Source organism: Streptomyces sp. NPDC058459, assembly GCF_042721685.1.
In the GTDB taxonomy this organism is placed as follows: domain Bacteria; phylum Actinomycetota; class Actinomycetes; order Streptomycetales; family Streptomycetaceae; genus Streptomyces.
The window spans coordinates 1-3946 of the sequence record NZ_JBHXLV010000339.1 but is presented as its reverse complement, the minus strand read 5'-3'; the positions used below and the strand labels follow the sequence as shown (position 1 = coordinate 3946).

2 protein-coding genes are annotated in these 3946 nt (G+C 70.4%); one reads left to right on the top strand and one right to left on the bottom strand.

Annotated features, from left to right (window positions below; genetic code table 11):
* Positions 1–122: 122 nt before the first annotated feature.
* Complete coding sequence (locus ACFWN1_RS32135; protein WP_384369913.1) at positions 123–2774, bottom strand: valine--tRNA ligase; 2652 nt, start codon at positions 2772–2774, stop codon at positions 123–125.
* Between the two features lie 137 nt (positions 2775–2911).
* Between ACFWN1_RS32135 and ACFWN1_RS32130 the strand changes: the two genes are divergently transcribed.
* The gene (locus ACFWN1_RS32130; RefSeq protein WP_384369910.1) at positions 2912–3919 is read left to right on the top strand and encodes a hypothetical protein; all 1008 of its coding nucleotides are present in this window, start codon (positions 2912–2914) and stop codon (positions 3917–3919) included.
* Positions 3920–3946: the final 27 nt, after the last annotated feature.

Below are 3946 nucleotides of genomic sequence, written 5' to 3'. Positions count from 1 at the left end.
ACATCCACCTCACACAACAACGCCGGCCTGCAAGACCACAACCGGGTCTTGCAGGCCGACGTCACGCGAACCCCCGAATAAACCAACAGCGTCCCGCGTCGGCACCGGGGGCTCTCGTGCGCTCACGCCTGCGGCAGACGGTCCAGCTGGGACTGGAGGCGGACCGTGTCCTCCTCGGCCTTGGCCAGGCGGCCGCGGATCTTGTCGACGACCGCGTCCGGGGCCTTCGCGAGGAACGCCTCGTTGCCGAGCTTGGCCGTGGCGGCGGCCTTCTCCTTCTCGGCCGCCGCGAGATCCTTCGCGAGCCGCTTCCGCTCCGCCGCGACGTCGATCGTGCCGGAGAGGTCGAGGGCGACCTCGGCACCGGCGACCGGGAGGGTGGCCGTGGCCGTGAAGGAGTCGCCCTCGGGCTGGAGACGGAGGAGCTGGCGGATCGCGGCCTCGTGCGGGGCCAGGGCCGTACCGTCCAGCGTGAGCCGCGCAGGCACCCGCTGGCCCGGCTGCAGCCCCTGGTCGGCGCGGAAGCGGCGGACCTCGGTGATGACCGACCGGAGCGACTCGATCTCCCGCTCGGCGGCCGCGTCACGGAAGCCGCCCGGTGCGTCAGCACCGGGAACAGACACAGCGGTCGGCCACTCGGCGATGACCAGCGACTCGCCGCCCGTCAGCGTGGTCCACAGCGTCTCCGTGACGAACGGCACGACCGGGTGCAGCAGCTTCAGCGTGACGTCGAGGATCTCGCCCAGGACCCGCTTCGAGACCTCGGCCGCCTCGCCGCCCGCCTGGAAGGTGGTCTTGGACAGCTCCACGTACCAGTCGAAGACCTCGTCCCACGCGAAGTGGAACAGCGCGTCGGAGAGCTTGGCGAACTGGTAGTCCTCGTAGTGGGCGTCGACCTCGGCCACGACCGAGTTGAGGCGGGAGAGAATCCAGCGGTCGGTCGCGGACATCGCGGACGCGTCCGGCAGCGGGCCCTCGATGGTCGCGCCGTTCATCAGCGCGAAGCGGGTCGCGTTCCAGATCTTGTTCGCGAAGTTCCGCGAGCCCTGGACCCAGTCCTCGCCGATCGGCACGTCGACGCCGGGGTTGGCACCGCGCGCGAGGGTGAAGCGCAGCGCGTCGGAGCCGTACTTGTCCATCCAGTCCAGCGGGTTGACCGCGTTGCCGAAGGACTTCGACATCTTCTTGCCGAACTGGTCGCGGACCATGCCGTGCAGGGCGATGGTGTGGAACGGCGGGGTGCCGTCCATCGCGTAGAGGCCGAACATCATCATCCGGGCGACCCAGAAGAAGAGGATGTCGTAGCCGGTGACCAGGACGGAGTTCGGGTAGAACTTCGCGAGCGAGTCGGTCTGGCCGGGCCAGCCCAGGGTGGAGAAGGGCCACAGGCCGGAGGAGAACCAGGTGTCGAGGACGTCGGTGTCCTGGTGCCAGCCCTCGCCGCTGGGCGGCTGCTCGTCGGGGCCGACACAGACGACCTCGCCGTCGGGGCCGTACCAGACCGGGATGCGGTGGCCCCACCACAGCTGGCGCGAGATGCACCAGTCGTGGAGGTTGTCGACCCAGTCGAAGTACCGCTTCTCCATCTCCTGGGGGTGGATCTTGACCTTGCCGTCGCGGACCGCGTCACCGGCAGCCTTGGCGAGCGGGCCGACCTTGACCCACCACTGCAGGGACAGCCGCGGCTCGATGGTGGTCTTGCAGCGCGAGCAGTGGCCCACCGAGTGGACGTAGGGCCGCTTCTCGGCGACGATCCGGCCCTCGGCGCGCAGCGCGGCGACGATGGCGGAGCGGGCCTCCAGGCGGTCCAGGCCCTGGAAGGGGCCGGCGGTGGTGATGACGGCGTGCTCGTCCATGACGGTGATGGCCGGCAGGTCGTGGCGCCGGCCGATCTCGAAGTCGTTCGGGTCGTGCGCCGGGGTCACCTTGACGGCGCCGGTGCCGAACTCGGGGTCGACGTGCTCGTCGGCGACGACCGGGATGGAGCGCTCGGTCAGCGGCAGCCTGATCAGCCTGCCGACGAGGTGCCGGTACCGCTCGTCCTCGGGGTGGACGGCGACCGCGGTGTCGCCGAGCATCGTCTCGGCGCGGGTGGTGGCGACGACGATCGTCTCGTCACCGTCGCCGTACTTCATGGAGACGAGTTCGCCGTCGTCGTCCTGGTACTCGACCTCGATGTCGGAGATCGCGGTGAGACAGCGCGGGCACCAGTTGATGATGCGCTCGGCGCGGTAGATCAGCTCGTCGTCGTAGAGCCGCTTGAAGATGGTCTGGACGGCCCGGGACAGGCCCTCGTCCATGGTGAAGCGCTCGCGGGACCAGGCGACACCGTCGCCGAGGCGGCGCATCTGGCCGGAGATCTGGCCGCCGGACTCGCCCTTCCACTGCCAGACGCGCTCGACGAACGCCTCACGGCCGAGGTCGTGGCGGGACTTGCCCTCCTTGCCCAGCTCGCGCTCGACGACGTTCTGGGTGGCGATGCCGGCGTGGTCCATGCCGGGCTGCCACAGGGTCTCGAAGCCCTGCATGCGCTTGCGGCGGGTCAGGGCGTCGATGATGGTGTGCTCGAAGGCGTGGCCCAGGTGGAGGCTGCCGGTGACGTTGGGCGGGGGGATGACGACGGTGAAGGGCGGCTTGTCGCTCTTCTCGTCGGCCTCGAAGTAACCCCGCTCCACCCAGCGCTCGTACAGCGGCCCCTCCACGTCGGCCGGCGCGTACTGGGTCGGCAGTTCGGTCTCGGGCGCTGATGGCTGCTGCGATGCGTTCTCCGTCACGGGGGTCAGTTTAGAGGTGCCGCCGGGTGGTCCCGAAACGCGTTTGTTCTGTAACGGTGCGGCCCCCGGTGCCACCCCTCCGCCGCCGCTGGGCAAGGATGGCGCCAACACCTGAACATCTGGAGGGGAACCCAGCCATGAGCAGCAACCAGCCGGGCCCGTACGGCGGACAGCCCCCGCAGCCGGGTCCTTACGGTCAGGCTGGTCAGCCCGGCCCGTACGGGCAGCGGCCCCCGGCCCAGCCCGGCCCCTACGGCACCCCTGGACCGTACGGCCAGCCGTCGCAGGCGCCCCAGCCGGGCTACGGCTACCCGCAGTCCCCGCCGCCCCCGCCCGGTCCCCCCGGCACCCCTTACGGATACCCGCAGCAGGGCGTCCCCCAGCAGCCGGGCCCCTACGGGCAGCAGCCCCCGTACGGGCAGCCGCAGCAGGCGCCGTACGGCGCTCCGCAGCCGCCGGTGCGAGGCCGGAACAACGGCAGGCGCAACGGGCTGATCATCGGCGCGGTGGCCGTGGTCGCCGCCGTGGCGGTGGGCGTCTACTTCCTGACCAGCGGCGGCAGCGGGGGCGACATCGCCGATGACGGCCCGCACAAGCTGGTCGCGCCCTCGACGGTGCTCGCGGAGTACAAGAAGGGCAAGAGCGGGAACGGCGCGATGACCGAGGACGACCTGAAGGACGCCGAGAACTGGGGCGTCAAGGACCCGAAGGACGTCAGCGCCGAGTACGCGGCCGGGAACGTCGACAACCCGCTGAGCAAGAAGGTCATCGAGTTCGCCGGGGTGTACGGCACGATCACCGACCCGGAGAGGACGGTCGACGCGCTCTTCGCCTACCTGAAGGACCAGAGCGCCAAGGACACCGGGCACAAGTACAAGCTGATCGGCGAGCCCGAGCGGTACGAGCCGGCGGCGCTCGGCGACGCGATCCTCAAGTGCCAGCAGGCGAAGGGTGATACGTCGGGCAGCGGCGAGGGCGTGCCCAAGGAGATGACGTTCTCCTTCTGTGTGTGGGGCGACCACAGCACCGTCGGTTTCGTGATGCCGATGGACATCGCCACCCTGGCGGCGGGCCGCACCAGCGACCCGGCGACGGACGCCGAGCTGACCGCCAAGTTCCGCGCGGCGGTCCGCGTCAAGGCGTGACCGGACATACGAGAGAGGGGCCCCGGC

What these genes read in the sequence shown, in the direction of transcription:
- ACFWN1_RS32130 (WP_384369910.1), top strand. Translation starts at nt 2,912, where the DNA reads ATGAGCAGCAACCAGCCGGGCCCGTACGGCGGACAGCCCCCGCAGCCG.